The sequence below is a fragment of the Limisphaera ngatamarikiensis genome (genome assembly GCF_011044775.1).
Taxonomy (GTDB): Bacteria; Verrucomicrobiota; Verrucomicrobiia; order Limisphaerales; family Limisphaeraceae; genus Limisphaera; species Limisphaera ngatamarikiensis.
This window is the reverse complement of record NZ_JAAKYA010000076.1, coordinates 18897-37145: the sequence shown is the minus strand read 5'-3', so window position 1 is coordinate 37145 and position 18249 is coordinate 18897. Positions and strand designations below refer to the sequence as shown.

The window sequence follows — 18249 nt, the reverse complement described above, 5'->3', positions numbered from 1 at the left end:
CATGCGCAAGTCCCTTGGCCAACTGAACCTCCGCCCCGGCGAACGCCGCCTGGTCATCGGCGTCGGCCTGCTCGTCTTCCTGGTCCTCAACATGTTCCTGGTCTGGCCCCACTTCAGCGACTGGCAGGACGTGCGCCAGGAACTCCACGACGCCCGCCTCAAACTCCGGCGTTACGAGGCCGCCATCGCCGAAACCCCCAAATGGGAGGCGCGCATCCGCGTGCTCGAATCCGCCCAGGAACCAATCCCCGAGGAAGATCAGGGCACCGAGTTCCTCAGCGCCATCCAACGCCAGGCCTCCCTCAGCGGCGTCACCATCACCGGCAGCTCCCGCATGACCACCCGCACCAACAACCCCTTCTTCATCGAACGTTCGCAAACCATCAGTGTCCTTGCCGAAGAACGCGCCCTGCTGGATTTCCTCTACCGGATCGGCTCCGCCGGCTCCATGACGCGCATCCGCGGGCTGTCCCTCCGGCCCGATCCGCCGCGCAACCGGCTCGTCGGCAATATCACCCTCGTCGCCAGTTACCAGAAAAAATCCGGTCCCGCCCCAACCCACGCCACCAACCAGCCCGTCGCAACCGTCCAAACCGGAGCGCCACCCGCCGTACCAGCCCGAGCCGCGCGGACCGCGAGTCCCCCGGCATCTCCACGAAACCCGGGAACAGGCGTCGTCGCACCTGCGAACCAACCTCCCAACCGATGAACCGAGCTATGGCTGTGAACCGATTCCTTCAAACGTGGCTGGTTGCCCTGGCAGCATCAACTGCCCTGGCTCAACCAACGCCGCCACCAGCAACACCACCGGTGCTGCCCTCGCCTTCACCCATCGGCACCAACCGACCCGCAACGGTCCGCGCCGGTTCCGCGCCCGTTCAGCCCGCAGGCGTTCCGACCCTGCCCACGCCAACCCCTGCGCCAACCCCGTCAGCGCCCGGGACCCCACCCCAACCGGGCCCAAACCTGCCGCCCCCGGCCGCCACCACCGTCACCGCCAATCCAGCCACCAACCCTCAAGACCCCACCATACCCGCCGGTACCATCGACTGGGTCGGAGCCGGCGGCGCCGATCTCGAACAGGTCTTTGAGTATTACTCCAAACTCACCGGCCGCACCATCCTTCGACCCGCCAACCTGGCCGCACCACCCATCAAACTCCGGACCGAGTCCGACCTGACCCGCAGCGAGTTCATCCAAGCCCTGGACAGCGTCCTGGCCATGAACGGAATCGCCATGATCCCCGTCGGCGAAAAATTCGTCAAAGCCGTGCCCATCGCCCAGGCCAACCAGGAAGGGGCACCCATCCAGCGATTGCAACCCGAGCAACTGCCCGAGCTCGGGTCCTACGTCACCCACATCGTCCAACTGAAGTACGCCAAACCCAGCGAACTGGTCCAGGTCCTCACCCCCTTTGCCAAGGTCCCCAACGGCATCCTGCCCATCGACAGCAACCAGATCCTGGTCCTGCGCGACAACGCCGAAAACGTCAAACGCATGCTCGAACTCATCCAGGAAATCGACGTGGCCGTCCCCTCGGAGTACGTCTCCGAAGTCATCCCGATCAAGTACGCCATGGCCTCCGACATCGCTGCAGCCCTCAACAGCCTCAGCTCCGGCGGCGGCACCACCAGCGTCGGCACCCGCACCTCAGGCACCCGAACCACCGGAGCCACCGGCCTCCCACGGCCGGGAACCACCGGCCTCCCCGGCCAGCCGCTCGGCACCGTGGGCGCCCAGCCGGGTCAGCCCGCCAATCCCCAGGCCAGTTTCAGCGAGCGCCTGCAGCAAATCGTCCGTCGGGCCTCCGCCCTGGCCAGCGGCGAAATCCAGATCCTCGGCCAGACCAAAATCATCGCCGATGAACGCGCCAACGCCCTGCTGGTCTACGCCACCAGGGAGGACATGGCCACCATCAAGGACATCATCGCCAAACTCGACGTCATCCTCCCACAGGTCCTCATCGAAACCACCATCCTCGACGTCTCCCTCAACAACAAATGGAACCTCGGCCTCTCCGGTGTCCAAACCACCCGCCAGCTCGGCGGTAATAACATCCTCGGCGCCGGCGGCATCAACGCCAACCAGATCTTCAACTTCTCCGGCACGGGCACCAACCTCACCGCCGATCTCCTCGGCACCGGCCTGCGCTACTTCACCCGCATCGACGACAGCTTTTACCTGACCCTCCAGGCCGCCGCCAGCGACGGCACCGCCCGCGTGATCCAAAAACCGCGCATCCTCACCTCCCACGCCAAACCGGCCTCCTTCTTCGTGGGCGAAACCGTCCCGTACATCACCAGCACCTACTACGGCGGCTTCGGCACCGGCCCGGCCGCCAGCTACCAGCAACTCCGCGTCGGCATCCAGCTCTCGGTCACTCCGTTCATCAACGCCGACGGCCTCGTCCTCATGCAAATCGACCAGGCCATCGACGAACTGGGCGACGAAGTCGAAATCGCCGGCGGCGGCAAGGTCCCCAAAACCCGGAGCCGTACCCTCTCGGCCGAGGTCGCCGTCCGGAACGGCGAAAGCATCCTCCTGGGCGGTTACATCCGTTCCTCCGGCACCGAATCCCACGCCGGCGTCCCCATCCTCAAGGATATCCCGCTGCTCGGATACCTCTTCCGCAGCAACGACCGATCCCGCGACCGCAGCGAACTGATGGTCCTGATGCGACCTATCGTACTCATGGACCCCGAAGAAGCCGCCCGACTCTCCGCCGAGGAACGCCAGCGCCTCCCCGGCGTGCACCGCGCCGAACGCGAGTTCAACGAAGAGGAACGCATCTATCGCGACAAACAGGAACGTCGCACCCGCGCCCCACGCACCGAGCCGGCGGCAGGCCCAACACCCGCCGCCACCACTACAACCCAGCCCACCCAACCGTGAGCCGCCCCACCCAGGCACTTCCATCCCCGGCCACAACCCCGGCACCACCGCCACCCCGGCCCAAAACCACCGCAAGCCCCCACCGGGATTGCAACCCAACCTGACCCCATGCCCGACACCCCAGAGCCAACTCTCACCCCGGGCACCCTCTACCTCGTCGCCACCCCCATCGGCAACCTCGAGGACATCACCCTCCGCGCCCTGCGCGTCCTCCGCCAGTGCGACCTCATCGCCGCTGAAGACACCCGGCGAACCCTCCAACTCCTGCGCCATCACCAGATCCAGAAACCACTCCTGAGCTGCCACGCCCACAACGAGGCCGCTCGCGCCCAACAACTGGTCCAACGCCTCCGCCAGGGGGCAACCGTCGCCCTCGTAACCGACGCCGGTTCACCTGGGATCAGCGACCCCGGCGAACGTGTCGTCCGAGCCGTCCTGGATGCCGGATTGCGAGTCGAACCGGTGCCCGGCCCCTGCGCCCTCATCGCCGCCCTCACCGCCAGCGGCCTGCCCACCGCCGAGTTTCATTTCCTCGGCTTCCTCCCCCACAAACCCGGCGCACGACGACGCGAGCTCGAACGCCTCCGGTCCATCCCCGGCACATGGGTCCTCTACGAATCCCCGCACCGAATCCAACGGTTGCTCGAGGAATTGGCAGAGCTCTATCCCGACCGTTCGGTGGTCGTGGCCCGCGAACTCACCAAAAAATTCGAGCAGTTCCTGCACGGCACAGCCGCCGAGATCCTTGCCCGCACCCGTAACGCACCCCTGCGCGGCGAATGCGTCGTGCTTGTCGGCCCCCAAACAGCGTCTCCACCCCGGGTGCCGGAAGCCGCCTCATAAGCAGCGCGGCAAGTGCCCGACAGCGCCCGGATCCCGCCCCCTGCAGCAAAAAGTCTGCTGTCACAAGCCCACCACGCCCCACCCCACCCACTGCCGACACCGCCCCGGAGTCCATTCCATTCACCGGCTCCACCCGCACAATGACGTTGCACCCGGCCCCCCGGGTTCCATCCTTTCTTCCATGAACGCAACGCCCCACACCGCCCGTCCCACGAGCCGGCTCTCACCCGTCCCCACCCTCCTCGTTGCCATTCTTCTTCCATTGTCCGACCCCGCTGCGGGGTCCGAAGGGGTTTGGACGCTGACCGATCCTTCTCAAACCGTCAGGTTCCACCTCAGCACGAATTCACAGGGATGGTTGACCTGGTCGGTCGAGGCTCATCAACGGCAGGTCTTGCTCCCCGCAACCCTGGGACTTCAAATCGACGGCACAAATCTGGCCTGCGGGATCGTCACAGGGCCGGTCCACCAAAGCCGTCACTACGAGGAATTCGATTGGTTGGGCGCCAGAAACCGGGTCACCAATGACTGTTACGGGTACGAAATCCCCATTCGGTCCGGCCCCGCATTGACCTGGACCCTCGAGGTCCGTGTCTTCCGCGACGCCATCGCCTTTCGATACCTCGTGCCCGCAGGAGCCGGCACGCGCCATGTTCAGGGCGAATTCACCACGTTCCAACTGCCACCCGACGCCCGGCTCTGGTTGCAAACCAACCTGGCCAACCACGAGGGCATCTTCCACAGCCTATCCGCCTCCGGGTTGCCATCCCAACCCGGGCTCCGCATGGGTCTGCCCGTCACCGCCGAGTTGACGCAAAACACCACACTCCTCATCTCCGAAGCGCGCCTCCTCGACTACAGTGGCATGGCCCTGGAAAGCGCAGGGCCCGGCCGGCTCCGCGCCGTGTTCCCTCACGACCCTGAAGGCTGGCGGTGGCAGGGAGCCATCGTCTCGCCCTGGCGCGTCGTCATCATCGCCACCAACCTCGATCAACTCGTCAACTCCGACGTCCTCCCCGCCCTGTGCGACCCGCCCGACCCCGAACTCTTCCCCCAGGGCGCCCGCACCCCATGGCTCCGACCGGGTCGCGCCCCCTGCACCTGGATGGTCTTCGGCAACGGCGGCGCGCGCTGGGACCGACAAAAATGGTTCGTCGATACCGCAGCCGCCCTCGGATGCGAGTACCTCCTCGTAGACGCAGGCTGGCAAACCGACCGTTGGGGCTGGATCGAACCCGGCACTGACCTCTGGACCCGCGTGGCCGAGCTCTGCCGATACGCCGCCGAACGTAACGTCGGTATCCTCCTCTGGCACGCGTACCCCGAAGGCCGCGACGACGGTCCCGGACTCACCCGGCCCGAAAACCGCGAAACCTTCTTCCGCCGCTGCGCCGAAGCCGGGGTCAAAGGTGTCAAAATCGATTTCTTCGATTCCGAAAGCCTGGACACCGTCACCGCCGTGGAGGACCTCCGACGGCGCGCCGCTCAACACCGGCTCCTGATCAATTTCCACGGCATCCCCAAACCCACCGGATTGAACCGCACCTGGCCCAACGAGCTCACCCGCGAAGCCGTCCGCGAACAGGAATACCAGCTCTGGTCCAGCCTGCCCCTCACCCACTACGGCGCCCTCCCTTTCACACGCCTCGTCGTGGGCCCCGCCGACTTCCTTCCCGGGTACGTGCAACCCCACCTCCGCAAGGAAACCACCCTCGGATTCCAAATTGCCGCCACCGTGGTCTTCAGCTCCCCACTCCTCTGCTGGCCAGACCATCCCGAGGCCTACCTGAACAGCCCCGCCCTGCCCTTCTTCCGCCAGGTGCCCACCACCTGGGATGAAACCCGCGTACTGCCCGAGTCGCGGATCGGCCAGCTGGTATCCATGGCCCGACGCCGCGGCTCGGAATGGTTCGTCGCCATGCTGAACTGCTCACACCATCCCATAACCCTGTCTCTCGACCCCCGCCGCTGGAGCTCTCCCAACATGCAGTGCACCGTCTACCGCGATACGCCCGACCGATCCCGCATCCAGATCGAATCCGGACCCGCCCCGGCGCAACCTTTCCAGGTGGACCTTGTTGAGGGCGGCGGCGCCCTGTTTCATTTTCATCCGCCCCGGCATTGGCCCGGCTGGATGTGAACCGCCGTAAAAACACAGGCACCGGCCCAATCCCGCCAATGACCTCCCTCCCGGTTCCTCCCGCCCGCCCATCGCAGAGCCCCGGAAACCGCAGGGAATCCCACTTTCCGTCCCTCAACGCCCGGACTATTGTTCTTCCAGCCCGTCCGCATGCCGGTGTGGCGGAATGGCAGACGCACAGGACTTAAAATCCTGGGACTGTAAAAGGTCGTGTGGGTTCGAGTCCCACCACCGGCACCAGCTTTTGTCCCGGCGGCGCGACACTCCTCAGGACCGGGGCCAAAACCGAAACCAAAACCGCTGGGGCGACTCGATCAGAATCTCCCGCAGCAGGGCCTCCATGCTCACCGCTCGCGGCTCAATCAACCGGCGCGTCAACAACACCAACACCACAAAAGCCACACCCACCGCCGCATAAAACAGACTGAACCGGTTCCATTCCACACCCAGCCACCGCCAGGTCCGCCCACCGACCGCATCAATCCACAACCCCCAACCAATCGGTGCCAGGCCCAATGTCACGTTGTTGGCCACCGAATACAGCGCAAAGAAATGGTTCCGGCCCATCACCGGAATCACCGCCATCGCCAGCCGCGTGTGCGCCATCTGCACCAGCGCCGCCAACAGGCCCATCAGAAACTGCAGCCCCAATACCACACCCATCGACGGATTCTTCACACCGCCGGCCAACAACAGCCACCCGGCCACCACACCGAGCCAACCCAGCCCGCAAAATTGAATCACGGGACGACTCCCCAAATGGTCCAGCCGCGACCCCAAAAACCACAAACTGCTCAGCCCCCCCACAAACGATAGCGACGTCACCCACAACACGTCCCCCTCGGTAAATCCAAGGCTCGACTTGAGAAACGCCACCGTAAACGCCGTCATCCCGCCGTAGGCCACCGACCATGCCACCACCACCTGCAGCAGCCGCCCAAAGGGCGGATGCCGCAACATCGCCATCCAGGGAACCGGCCCCGCTCCGCCGCGAGGCTCCACCCCCACGGGCACGTCGGGGATCCGCTTCAAAAACACCAGGCTCAACCCACCCATCACCGCACTAAAGGCAAACAACAACCCAAACCGCCACGCCTGCCCCGCTCCCCCCAGAAGCAACGCCGCAATCCAAAACGTCAACATCCCGGCCAGATTCTGAATCGCCGCGTCCCGGGCCAGGTATCGCCCTCGCAAACCCGCCGGAACCAGCGCCGTGATCCATGGCAACCACGCACAACTCGAAATCCCGCGCGACAAGTTGAACCCGAACAACAAAAACAACAGCAGCGCCAGCTGATTGCGCGCGTCCAGCACACCCCCCAGCAGCGGCAACCACGCCATCCCCAGGATGAACATCACCCGAATGCTCCACCCGCTCAGTACAAAACGCCGGTAGCCAATCCGCGGGATGTGCGCCGCCGCCGGAATCTGCAGAATCACCAGCAACGGCATCATTCCGGCAATCACACCCAAGACCGTCGCACTCGCCCCCAACGACTTCGCATACAAAATCATCGGGCTGCCCAGCACCACCTGATAGGAAAGGGCATTGAACCAGGCAAACAGGTACGCGTAACGCAGCCCGGCCGGGAACGCCTCGACACCCGCTCCTCCTTCCGAGGGTTTGTCCCCGGCGGCGCTCACCCCTTCAGCCCTGCCAACCGCGTCGCCGGCCACAGCCACCCCCTGCACCGGCCCCGCCTGTCCCTTCCGAACAGAGTCTGAATCCCGAGCGCTTGCCATCCCCCAATCCAGTTCCCCTACACGGAATCGGCCGACGGCACGTCGCCCCACCGACCCGTCTCCATCAGCAATCGACGCAGCCGCGCCCCATGCGCCACCGCGACCGGATCCCGCCCCAGCGCCTCCACCGTCCAGGGTAACCGCGCCGTCCAGTTCTCCTCCGATCGTGTTCCCGGACGGTTGTACCGGGTCGTCAATGCCAGCACGTCATCCAATAACACCACCGCCAAATACGACCCGGCCCGAAACACCGCGCGCAACAGACCCTCCTGAACCGCCGGCGTATACGCCCGGGGCGGCGGAACTCCCGGCATGCCGGCAAATTCCATCAAATGATGCAGCTCCTTCAGAGCACCGCCGTCCCCCGCATCCGCCGCCCGCCAAAGCTCAATCCATCGCGCCGCCAGGGGCGGGTGATCGTGGGTCGCCGGCTGCACCAACGACAACCGGGGATAGCCCCGCGGATCCGCGTACCGCCCATCCGCTTCCCGGCAAAACATCGGAATCCGAAACCCCGGAATGCCCAGCCGCTGCAGTGTCTCCGGCACGTACTCCGGCACCCAACCCAGGTCCTCCGCCACTATCGCGGCCTCGCCCGAGGCCTCCTGCAGCATCCGCAGCAGCCGTTCCCCGTGCGCCTGATTTGCCGCCCGATGCTCCGGCGTGTCATCCGCATGGGGCAGAAACCCCGGTAGCCGCCCGCCGGTCCGACGCGCCACCTCCTCCGGCGAAAGGTCCACAAACTCATCGTTCCGGTCCGGCTTCCACGGAAACGAATAGATCCGAAAAAAACCCAGCACGTGATCAATCCGGTAGGCGTGAAAAAACCGCGTCAAATGCCGAACACGATCGCGCCACCAGGCAAAGCCTTCCCTCTGGTGCTCCTCCCAGCGGTAGTTCGGAATGCCCCAGTTCTGCCCCCACTTCTCCACAAACGGGTCCCCCCGAAACGTGTACTCCGGCGGTGCCCCGCCCGACCATTCCAGGTCAAACAAGTGTTGCCGGGCCCACACGTCCACACTGGCCCGCGATACCCCGTAGGGCATGTCCCCCATCAACGCCACGCCCCGAGCCTCCGCCGTCTCCCGTACCCGTCCCCATTGCTCATGCGCCAGCCATTGCACGTAAGCATGAAACTGCCGCCGCTCCTCCAACGCCTGCCGCCGCGGACCACCCAAACTCTCCCACCACCGCCGGGCCCGCTCCGGACTGCGGTGCTCCGCCGGCCAATCCTCCCACGCCGGTGAACCCCCATTCTCCTCCATCAACACGCGGAATAACGTGTAATCCTCCAGCCAATCCGACTCCCGCTCCACAAACGCCCGAAACGCAAGTGCCCGGTCCGTCTCCGCCCCAACCTCCCGCGCTTCGAAACTCCGAAAGGCTTCCTCCAGCAAACGAGCCTTCAACGCACGAACCCCCTCATAGTCCACGGAACCCGCACGCAACGAGTCCACGTCCTCCTCGGCCAGGACCGCCGCATACACGCCCGGGTCCAGGTCCGGCAGCGATTCCGGCCGTACATCCAACAGGCCAAACTCCAGTGCCCGCGCGCTGACGGCATTGTAGGGACTGTAATCCGGGCCCAGTTCCTGGATCGGCAAGGTCTGCAGGATCCGTACCCCGTGCGCCGCGCACCAGTCCAGAAGCGCACAAACCCCGGCCGTGTCACCAATGCCAAGGTCCGCCGAAGTTCGAATGGCAAACACAGGGATGAGAATCCCTCCGTAACGATGTTCCACAACCAACCTCATCCGCGCCCCAACATGGCAGATCCCGGCCCCCGTTCAATCCCGCGACGGCGACCTCCCACGACACAAACGCCGCTCCACCTCCCCCAGGGTGGCGGTGCCGGTCGTGCCCAGTTTCCGGATCACCACCGCGGCCGCAGCATTCGCCATCTGCAGCGCCTCCCACGGCAGCGCCCCCGCCGCCAGCGCGGCCACCAAATGCGCACTCACCGCGTCACCCGCCCCCACCACGTCAATCGGTCCGTCCACCGGAAGCGCAGGAACGGTCCAGGCCTCGCCCGTGGGCCACGCACCCAAAAGACCTTCTTCCCCCAGTGTCACCACCACCGGCTGACCATTCCGGCCGGCCAACCGCTGCGCCTCCACCAGAGCCCTGCCACCCGACAATCGCCGCTGCCTCCCCAGCGTCAGCCCCAGTTCGCGCAGGTTCATCTTCCACATCACCCGCGGAAAGCCGCGCATGCCGGTCCGACTATCCGCCAACACCAACAACTCCGGCTCCTGCAACACCGCCGCCTCCACCGCCCGCAACACCTCCGACCCCACCACACCCGTCCCGGGCCGGTCCACCTGATGCAGCACAATCACCGCGTCCATCTGCGGCGCCAACTCCCGCACCCGCCCCGCCAGCGCCTCCCGCACCCGCCGTGGCGTCGGCGTCCAATTCTTCATGTCCAACCGGTTCAACTCCCGCGGCGGCCGACCCGCCTCCACCACCAGGGGCTTCGTGTAGGTAAACGTCCTGCGGTCCGCCGTCTCCAAAAACCCGTCCAACCGAACGCCGGGCAGCGCCGCCAGGGCCCGCCGCAACTCATACCCTTCCCCATCTGCACCGCAAAACCCCACCGGAAACACCGACCCCACACCCGCAGCCACCAGATTGTTCACCACCGTGCCCGCCGCCCCGGGCTGCGCCCGCACACGAACCACATTGTAAACCGGCAGACCGGTCTCCAACGAACGCTCCCGCAACCCTGGGTCAATCTCCAGGTACCGGTCCAGCGCAAAATCCCCCACCACCGCCACCCGCAGCTTCCCATACCGCCGACCCAGTTCGCGAATCCGATCCGGCGAAAGTGCCTCCCTCATGCACACGCCTCCTTTCCACCCACTCCAGCGGAACCCGAATGCCCGGCGCCATCCGACCATGCCCGCAGCCGCCGCCACAAGGACAACAAAAACACACGGTTGTCGCACTGCACATACCGCATCGTGCCCCCCATCCGGACGTAACTCTTGCAAAAACGCAGGTAATAGGCCGGATGCTCCTTCGGCGGCTCACCCTTCGACCAATCCCAGCCGCCGCCATCCTGCAGATCCACCACAAAAATCGTGTGCCCCTCCACCCGCGGACGCCCCGACTGCCGGCGCAAATTGTTCACACAACTCAGGCTCTTTTCAAACACCTGCGGACCCATGATCGCAGAACCCACCGACAGCACCACCCCGCCGTCCAACCGGTCCACCGAAGCCCCGAACGCCGCAAAATCCCACCCCCCGGCCCGACCCAGCACCGCCCCGTTGAACCACGGATGCGTCGCAATAATGTCATACCCGATCCCCGGATGCACCGTAAACGGTACCCCCGACAAAAACGCACGCGCCAACAACGAATGCTCCTTGTACTGATGCCGCACCTCCACACGGCCCCCGCCCAAACCATGCCGCACCATCGCCTGCAACAACTCCGCCCGCGCACCCGCCAAGGGATGCCGCGGCTCCCGCCGAATCGCCGCCTCCAACTCCCCCACCGGCGGAAGCTCCACACCATCCTCCACGATAAACCGGCCCAGGCTCCGACCCCACCCCTCGCCCCGCACCGCCCCCGCCATCAACGCAAGATGCAAATAGCGGCCCGTCTCATCCCACGTCCCAAAACACCCCTCCACCACGTGCGCCCGCACACTCTCCTCCGTCCGGCCCAGGTACGCCAGTTCCCAGTCATGAATCGTCCCCGCCCCGTTCGTCGCCAGATGCGTCACCCACCCGCCCTCCAACAGCCGAATCACCACGTCCATCAGGCCGTTCTTGATCAGGTGCGCCCCGTAAATCAACATCACCGAAGCCCCGCGAGATCGTGCCGCCCGGATCTTCTCCGCCGCCTCGTCCAACGCCGACTCCAACACCGGTGCCACAGGTCCCACGTCCGCATCCGGCGAAATCAAAATGTCGGTCAACCGGCTCAAACTGCGGCGCTCCGCCAACGGCCACACCCGCACGCTCTCCAACGGCAGGCGACGCTCCGCCGCCAGCACGCCCCCACAACTGGACGCTTCCGTGTTCATGCCTTCTTCCCGGGTCCCCAAACCAGTCTGCCGGTTTCTCACCTCCCCCTCAAGCCATCGCACAGCAAACCCGGCACCTCGCATGCACTCAAGGCTCCCACTCAAAGTCGCCCTGCCCGGCCGCCCGCGCAGGGTAACACGCAAAACCCGCGATCTCCCGCCAGCACGGGAAGCGTACGGGGCCCGGGCGCACGCTCAATCCTTCGAACAAGAGAGGGGATAAACCACAAGGCCGCACAGGGCCCGGGGAGGGCTCGCAAGAGCAGCCGCCTCCGCCCCTGCGCCTGATCGTCTGCTGCGTTCGCCGATGCCGAAATCGCAGGACCCAAGCTCCATGGACCCATCTCCGCCACGCGCAACTCATCCAACCGCCACACAAAAAGTCGAGGCGGCGTCCGAATCACCCGCCCGAGCAACTGCAGACCAACTCCCTCGACACCACCAACCTCTTCCAGTCCGGGCAGGTACCCCCGGTCGCGGATCAAGCCGGTTCACCGGAGCCATCACCGTAAACTCCAGCCCGGCAAATCCCCGCCTGTGCCCCTACGGCCGTTCTCACGCGCCGACGGTCCGCAGGTCCAAGCCGGGCACAAAAAAACCGGGCCAAGCGGCCAGGGGGTGGCCGAGAGGCCCGGGGAGTAACGAACAGTACACAGAGGGATCAGGGAGAACTCGGCCGGAGCCTGTACCAAGCGCCGGCCGAAATCCGTTTTCCACACACATCCCGATCACCGATCGCTCAAAGAACATCCGCACTGGTGTGGCGGTGACGCGCAACAGATAACCACGTCGGCAATGCTTTGTCAAACACCCGGCGCAAAGTATTAGGCGGACTGTGACCGCCGATAAGACGACAAACCGCGAGCACAAAAGCCGGCGTGGGGCCAACCCGGCTGTGCGCCCCAAAAAACTGAAAGGGCATGAGCCGGCAGTGCAGCCTGTGCCCGTCCGGGCGAGACTCCCCTTGGAGCCGCAAAGGGATCACGCATCTAAAGGCCGCGCTCACGAAGCCGGGCCAGGGCCCATCGCGCATGTTCGGCCACCAGCGGATCCGCATCTTGCGCCGCCCTTTCCAATGCCGGACGGCATTCGGGTCCGCCCACGTTGCCCAGCGCCACACAAACGTTCCTCCGGAATCCTGAATACCTCGCGCGTGCGATGGGCGTCTGCCCAAAAAGCCTCCGAAACCCCGGTTCATCCAGTTCCAGCAACGAGGTCAAGTCCATGCTCCCGAGCTCCGGTCGCCCGTACTGCCGCATCAGCCGACCCTCACGGGCGAACCGGTTCCACGGACAAACCGCAAGGCAATCGTCACATCCGAAAATCCGGTTCCCAATCGCAGGCCGCAACTCCACGGGGATCGGTCCCCGCAGTTCGATCGTCAGATAGGAAATGCAAAGACGCGCATCGAGTTGAAAGGGAGCCACAATGGCGCCCGTGGGACAGGCCTCCATACAGCGCGTGCATCGGCCACAACGGTTGTGCTCGGGCTGGTCCGGCGGCAGGGCCCAGGTGGTCAACACCTCGCCCAGCAGCAACCAGTTGCCCCACCGACGACTGATCAGGTTCGTGTGCTTGCCCACAAACCCCACACCCGCCCGCTCGGCCAGTTCACGTTCCAAAATCGGACCGGTGTCCACGTACCACAGGGTGCGCGTGCCGGCGGGTCCGATTTCTTCCACAAACGCCGCCAGCGCACGCAGCCGTTCGCCCATCCAATCGTGATAATCCAGCGCACGGGCGTATCGGGCCACCACTCCTACGGAGCCCTGCGCGCCGTGCTCGAAACCTTCCGGCTGACCGTAGCTGACCGCGACCATAACGAGCGTTGACGCCCCCGGCAGCACCTTGCGCGGGTCGGTGCGGCGTTCCACCCGACGGGCCAGCCACTGCATCCGGCCGTGCCGCCCCTCGGCCAGCCAGCGCTCCAAAAACGGGCCCCGGGCCGGCGGATCCGCCGTGGTAAACCGGCATTCGTCAAAACCCAGCTCGAGCGCACGGGACCGAATCCGCTCCCGCGCCGCGTGCCCTTCCGGGTCCACCGGGAGGACCGCCGCTCCCGACTGCACCTCCGTCCGGAGCCGCTGCGCCAACGGCTCAGGCCCGGGCCCGGGTATGGAGTCGAAAGGCATGTATCACCTGCGCGGCAACCTCGCGAATGGACCGTTGCTCCGTCCCGATCATCACATCCGCCCGGCGGTACCACGGCTCTCGCCGCGCCAACAGCTCGCGGATCCTCTGCAGCGGATCCTCCGTCTGCAGCAACGGCCGGTGCGTGTGATGCCGAACCCGCTCAAACAACACTTCGGGCGACGCCCATAAACACACCACCAACGAATGCTCCTTCAGCCGCTCCAAATGATCGTCATAGGTCGGCAAACCCCCGCCGGTCGCAATCACCGTGTTCCGCAGCCCCGCCAGGGACCGCACGATCCGGCGTTCCCATTCGCGAAACCCGGCCTCGCCCAGGGACCGGAAAATCTCGGGGATGCTCATCCCGGCCGCCTGCTCGATTTTCTCGTCCGTGTCGAGGAAGTCGAATCCGAGCTCGGCCGCCACCAGTTTACCGACGGCACTTTTCCCGGATCCCATGAACCCGATCAACGCCACATTTCGAATGTCCCGTTCCACCGCCACACCCCATCCATAGCCGGCCCGGGCGCATCCCGCACGCATAAACCGCCCTTGCCACCAGCATCAGCGGGTGGACCGGCTGCGTCCTGTCACCGCCCCCGAAGCCCCCGGCAATCCTGAATGCCCCATCAATCCATCAGACCTGGTTCCTCCGCAGAAAACCCTACGCATGCACAGGCACTACCCCCTTCCAACGCTCCACCGTGTCACGGCGCCCATCGCCCGGATGCCTCGCACACCGGCCCCGGGCTCGCGCCAATCGACGGGATGTCCTATGCTTGATCGAAAGGGCCAACGGACCGGCTCCGAAGGCCCGAAGGCCGAACCGGAAGGCACAGCAAACCGGCGGGTTGGAGCCAATACGACACATCTGCAAATGAACACGGCACCGGTGAGTCGATCGCGTCGGGTTCTCAAGGCGCTGCTGATCGCCGCGGGAGGTCTCATCGTCCTGTTGGGCCTTGCGTGGTGGATCGGCACCAGCAATTTCTTCTTCCAACGCTTCATTCTGCCGCGCCTGTCGCGGCAGCTCGGGGTCCACATCGAGGTGGCGCGCGCGGAAATTCACCCCCTGAGCCGCGTCGTCCTGCACGAGATTCGCATCCAAACCGCCACCGGACAGCCCATCCTGCAAGCCGCACAGCTCCGGGTCCGCCATCACCTGATGCGACTTCTGGGCGGGCAGCTCGACCTCGAAGAGCTCCTGCTGGATAACCCCAGCCTCCAGGTGCTCCTCGATGCCCGGGGCCACAGTAACCTCGATCCCCTGCTCCAGGCACTCCAACCTCCGGACTCACGACCAACTTCCGCCGCCAAACCGGCTTCACCACCCCCCGCCCTCCGAATCGGACGTCTGGAAATCCGCAACGGCGCGGTCCTCCTCCGGGTCACCAACAACGCCTCAGAGGTCCTGCAAATTTCGGCAGGCTCGATCCGCCTGCAGATCGAGAACGTTGCCAACGATCAAAAGGCCACGCTTTCCGCAGGATGCGCGATTCAGGCCGATCACGGGCCGGCTTCTGCCCCGCCCACGCGACATCTCGAGGCAACTTTTGAAACCCGGGCCGGGTTCGCCCTGGACCCCGCACTTCAACCAAGAGAGCTCACACTCGAAAGCACCGCCAGCGTTACCAGGGCCGGCGGCTCATGGCAGCCATGGGCCAACCTCAGGGCCACCCTGACGGCCCAACTCGATCCCGCCCGGCTCCGCGAGCTCGCGCTCCGATTCTTCCAAGGCGATCAACCCCTGGCCTCACTTGAGATCCAGGGCCCACTCAACTGGCAGATTGGACAAGCCGAGCTTCACCTCGCACTGACCGACCTCGACGCGCGTCTCCTCAACCTCATCGGCTCCATCTACGGGTTCGATTTCGGCCCAACCAGGGGAGCCCTTCACGCCGATTTGGTCGCCTCCCCGCAACGCCAACAAATCACCCTGGCAGCGAAAGCCGACCTCACCCCGCTCCAAATCCGGAAAACCGACATCGTCACACCCGCCACGGACCTGCAGGTTCGTTTCCGAGCCACTTGGGATCGCACCGCAGAAGCTGTCACCCTCCAGGAACTCCGGTGCGACGGCCGCCACGGCCCGAGTCCATGGCTGGAAGCCGCGCTCTCCGCCCCGATCACCTGGCATCCAACCCGGGGCCTCTCCGCCGCCACCAACGCCGCGCTCCACATCCAAATCCGCGACCTCGACCTCGCAGACTGGAAAGCCGTCATCGGCGATACCGTCCGTTCCGGACGGGTCAACCTGAGCCTTCACATGGACGCCGATCCCAACGCCACGGAAGCCCGCATCCTGGCCCGCGCCGACCTTCAAAACCTCGCTGCTGTCGTGGCCGACCGGCCCTGGGAAAACCTCGCCATCGCCTGTGAGCTACCCATCCTCATCACCCGGCACGGTGCGTGGTCGCTGACCAACGGCCTCCTGCGCGTGGCTCACGGGCCGAGTCCCCTATTGCACGCCGCCCTGGCCGGCACCGGCCGATTCCCCGAACCCGACGACGAAATCAACCTCGACCTCACCGCCTACCCGGCCACCGGCCTCGCCCTCCTCCAACCCGCCGCCAAAGCCGGTCTCCAAGCCGGCGAACTCCACACCCGGCTCCGCGTCCGGCGCCAATCGGGGCGGGTCGAAACCCGGGGCAGCCTGCAACTCCGACAACTCGCAGGCGCATGGATCCCAACCAACCAACCCGCCCCGGAGCTCAACGCCACCCTTGAAATCCGCACAGGACCGGACGGCTGGGAATTGGCACCCTTCGACGCGCTCTTGACCGCTCAGGGGCGGCCGGCCGGCCGCATCTGGCTTTCCGCCATCTACCACCCAACCAATGGCGCCTGCACCTTCACCGCCCGGGTGGACCGGCTCCTCCATGCCGCAGTGGCACCCTGGTTGGCAACCTTCCTCACCAACGGGCCGTGGATCGAATCGCTGGAATGCAACGCCTCCGCGGCAGGCTCATGGAACCCCACCGCGCCCTCCCGCATTCAGGCCAGCATGAGCCTCACCAACCTCGTGCTCCGACCGCGGCCCACCGCCACACCGGCAGCACCGCTCGCCCTGGACCTCCAAACCGACCTGGGCCTCTCCCCGCGAGAAATCCGGATCCACGACTTTCGTACACGCCTGGACCCGCAGCCCGGCCTCCCCAACGAACTCAAACTGCTCGGCACCCTCCAACGGGAGACAGACGCATCACCCTGGAGCGGCGCAATCGAGCTCCTGGCCGATTCGCTCGATCTGACCCGGCTCTGGTCGGTCTGGCAGTCCCTGGCCCCGACCGAAACGACCGGACCCGCTCCCGCTCCGGTACCACCCTCCGAACCAACACCCGTCCTCCTTCCCATTGAGAACGGCCGCCTGGACGTGAAGCTGGGACGAGTCCGACTTCTCGAACTCGAACTCACCCAAACCTCCGTGCGGGCACTCCTGCACACCAACCATATCCGGATCCAATCCCTCGACGCCCTCGTCAACGGCGCGCCGCTCCGGGGCTCGGCCGAGGTGGACCTCTCCGTCCCCGGCTACAGGTACCGCGTCGCTCTTTCGGCCAGTACAGTCCCCCTGCCACCCCTGATCTCCGTCTTCGCCCCCGAGCGCCGCGACCAGCTGGCGGGGACAGCTTCCCTCGAACTGGACCTGATCGGTCAGGGCTTCACAGGAACCAACCTGCAGCAGCACCTGCAGGGTCGTGCAGGGCTCCTGGCCACCAACCTCAACCTCTCCATCGCACAGGTGCGCAGCCCCCTCCTCCAAACCGTCCTGAACGTCGTCCTGGGCCTGCCCGACCTGATCCGAAATCCCGCTGCCGGGGTCGGCCGGCTGCTCGGCCAACTCCTGGGCGCGCCCGGTGCCCGCAGCGGTTGGACAGATCGCCTCCTGAACGCGCCCGTGGACGTCTTGGCCGTCCAGGCCGAAGCCGGCCAGGGCCAAATCCGCCTCACCTCGGCACAGCTCCGCAGCGCCGCCTTCGATGCCCGTGCCAGCGGGACCATCCGGGTGGCACCGGACCTGACCCGATCCGAACTCCACCTGCCCATCCACCTCGCCCTCGAGCGCTCCCTCGCCGCCCAGATCGGCAGAACCGGACAGCCCGACCAGGCCTACGTGCCCCTGCCTGATTTCGTGACCCTGCGCGGGACGCTGAATGAACCGAAAGCAGAATTCGACAAGCTGGCCCTCCTGGGATTGGCAACCTCCGGCAGCGCCTCCGTTCTCCGCAACGTCGGCGGCGCAGCCGCCCAGCAGGCCGGAAACGTGCTCGGCACCCTCGGGCAACTCCTGACCCCAACCACCGTCCCCACCCAAACCAACACCCCCGCCGCAACCAACACCCCGCCCGCCACCAACAGCCCGGTGGTACCGCCGAACCCCGTGCAAGGTCTCCTCGACCTCTTGAAACCGCACTCCCGCTAACGAGCCACCACCCCACCGCCAACCCCGGCCGCCCAACCC

At 65.8% G+C, this 18249-nt stretch carries 11 protein-coding genes and 1 tRNA gene; 6 read left to right on the top strand and 6 right to left on the bottom strand.

Annotated elements, in window-relative coordinates; all coding sequences use genetic code 11:
* The first annotated feature begins 1 nt into the window (after position 1).
* The 5 genes from G4L39_RS10995 to G4L39_RS10975 all read left to right on the top strand — a co-directional run bounded on the left by G4L39_RS10995 (position 2) and on the right by G4L39_RS10975 (position 6115).
* Complete coding sequence (locus G4L39_RS10995) at positions 2–709, top strand: hypothetical protein (protein WP_165108214.1); 708 nt, start codon at positions 2–4, stop codon at positions 707–709.
* Positions 710–810: 101 nt separating this feature from the next.
* The gene (locus tag G4L39_RS10990) at positions 811–2892 is read left to right on the top strand and encodes a secretin N-terminal domain-containing protein (protein WP_205880961.1); all 2082 of its coding nucleotides are present in this window, start codon (positions 811–813) and stop codon (positions 2890–2892) included.
* Between the two features lie 108 nt (positions 2893–3000).
* On the top strand, positions 3001–3735 hold the full coding sequence (rsmI, locus tag G4L39_RS10985) for a 16S rRNA (cytidine(1402)-2'-O)-methyltransferase (RefSeq protein WP_165108211.1): 735 nt from the start codon (positions 3001–3003) through the stop codon (positions 3733–3735).
* A gap of 181 nt (positions 3736–3916) precedes the next feature.
* A complete protein-coding gene (locus G4L39_RS10980) occupies positions 3917–5875 on the top strand; it encodes a glycoside hydrolase family 97 protein (protein ID WP_165108209.1) in 1959 nt (652 codons plus the stop codon).
* A 152-nt stretch (positions 5876–6027) separates the two neighbouring features.
* Positions 6028–6115 (top strand) — tRNA-Leu (locus tag G4L39_RS10975).
* A gap of 27 nt (positions 6116–6142) precedes the next feature.
* Here the strand turns inward: G4L39_RS10975 and G4L39_RS10970 are convergent.
* The 6 genes from G4L39_RS10970 to G4L39_RS10945 all read right to left on the bottom strand — a co-directional run bounded on the left by G4L39_RS10970 (position 6143) and on the right by G4L39_RS10945 (position 14330).
* A complete protein-coding gene (locus G4L39_RS10970; protein ID WP_165108207.1) occupies positions 6143–7618 on the bottom strand; it encodes an MFS transporter in 1476 nt (491 codons plus the stop codon).
* A gap of 17 nt (positions 7619–7635) precedes the next feature.
* Positions 7636–9372, bottom strand: coding sequence for a 4-alpha-glucanotransferase (locus G4L39_RS10965; protein ID WP_165108206.1), 1737 nt, complete (start codon positions 9370–9372; stop codon positions 7636–7638).
* A gap of 33 nt (positions 9373–9405) precedes the next feature.
* Positions 9406–10458 carry a bifunctional heptose 7-phosphate kinase/heptose 1-phosphate adenyltransferase gene (locus G4L39_RS15470; RefSeq protein WP_165108205.1) on the bottom strand — a complete coding sequence of 351 codons (1053 nt, stop codon included), beginning with the start codon at positions 10456–10458 and terminating at the stop codon, positions 9406–9408.
* Entirely contained in the window at positions 10455–11654 is a 1200-nt protein-coding gene (locus tag G4L39_RS10955) for a GSU2086 family protein (protein ID WP_205880960.1), read from the bottom strand. Before G4L39_RS10955 ends, G4L39_RS15470 begins: the two co-directional genes overlap by 4 nt.
* Positions 11655–12643: 989 nt before the next feature.
* The gene (queG, locus tag G4L39_RS10950; RefSeq protein WP_165108203.1) at positions 12644–13786 is read right to left on the bottom strand and encodes a tRNA epoxyqueuosine(34) reductase QueG; all 1143 of its coding nucleotides are present in this window, start codon (positions 13784–13786) and stop codon (positions 12644–12646) included.
* Positions 13752–14330, bottom strand: a complete 579-nt coding sequence (locus tag G4L39_RS10945) for a shikimate kinase (protein WP_205880959.1) — start codon at positions 14328–14330, stop codon at positions 13752–13754. The genes queG and G4L39_RS10945 overlap by 35 nt, the downstream gene beginning before the upstream one ends.
* A 334-nt stretch (positions 14331–14664) precedes the next feature.
* On the opposite strand from G4L39_RS10945, the gene G4L39_RS10940 reads away from it, so the two are divergent.
* A complete protein-coding gene (locus G4L39_RS10940) occupies positions 14665–18210 on the top strand; it encodes a DUF748 domain-containing protein (protein WP_165108201.1) in 3546 nt (1181 codons plus the stop codon).
* Positions 18211–18249: the final 39 nt, after the last annotated feature.

Bases quoted from the DNA above. Each gene is read 5' to 3' on its own strand.
- G4L39_RS10965 (WP_165108206.1), bottom strand. From the start codon at position 9,372: ATGAGGTTGGTTGTGGAACATCGTTACGGAGGGATTCTCATCCCTGTG.
- G4L39_RS10955 (WP_205880960.1), bottom strand. From the start codon at position 11,654: ATGAACACGGAAGCGTCCAGTTGTGGGGGCGTGCTGGCGGCGGAGCGT.
- G4L39_RS10995 (WP_165108214.1), top strand. From the start codon at position 2: ATGCGCAAGTCCCTTGGCCAACTGAACCTCCGCCCCGGCGAACGCCGC.
- G4L39_RS15470 (WP_165108205.1), bottom strand. From the start codon at position 10,458: ATGAGGGAGGCACTTTCGCCGGATCGGATTCGCGAACTGGGTCGGCGG.
- G4L39_RS10980 (WP_165108209.1), top strand. From the start codon at position 3,917: ATGAACGCAACGCCCCACACCGCCCGTCCCACGAGCCGGCTCTCACCC.
- queG (WP_165108203.1), bottom strand. From the start codon at position 13,786: ATGCCTTTCGACTCCATACCCGGGCCCGGGCCTGAGCCGTTGGCGCAG.
- G4L39_RS10940 (WP_165108201.1), top strand. From the start codon at position 14,665: ATGAACACGGCACCGGTGAGTCGATCGCGTCGGGTTCTCAAGGCGCTG.
- rsmI (WP_165108211.1), top strand. From the start codon at position 3,001: ATGCCCGACACCCCAGAGCCAACTCTCACCCCGGGCACCCTCTACCTC.
- G4L39_RS10970 (WP_165108207.1), bottom strand. From the start codon at position 7,618: ATGGCAAGCGCTCGGGATTCAGACTCTGTTCGGAAGGGACAGGCGGGG.
- G4L39_RS10945 (WP_205880959.1), bottom strand. From the start codon at position 14,330: ATGCGTGCGGGATGCGCCCGGGCCGGCTATGGATGGGGTGTGGCGGTG.